1 protein-coding gene is annotated in these 356 nt (G+C 41.0%); it reads left to right on the top strand.

Going from position 1 to position 356, the window contains the following annotated elements; translation table 11 throughout:
• Positions 1-356: HYR domain-containing protein (locus FLP_RS02735; RefSeq protein WP_123921641.1), on the top strand; the 356-nt coding region annotated here is incomplete at both ends.

Raw genomic sequence — 356 nt, 5'->3', positions numbered from 1 at the left:
TCCGGCAACTGTAGTAGTTTCAGCAGATGCTAATTTATGCACAGCAAGCGGAGTAGCTTTAGGAACTCCAACTGCATCAGATAATTGCAGTGGAACAGTAACAGTAACAAACAATGCACCGTTAGTTTTCCCAATCGGAGATACTACAGTGACCTGGACAGCAAAAGATGCGGCAGGAAAGACAGAGACTTGTACACAAATTGTAACGGTAAAAGATACTCAAAAACCAACAATTACTTGTCCTGCAACTGTAATAGTTTCAGCAGATGCTAACTTATGTACCGCATCGGGAGTACTTTTAGGAACTCCAACTACATCAGATAATTGCAACGGAACAGTAACAGTAACAAACCAAA

It is taken from the genome of Flavobacterium piscis, assembly GCF_001686925.1.
Taxonomy (GTDB): Bacteria; Bacteroidota; Bacteroidia; order Flavobacteriales; family Flavobacteriaceae; genus Flavobacterium; species Flavobacterium piscis.
This window is presented reverse-complemented; position numbering and strand designations above follow the sequence as displayed.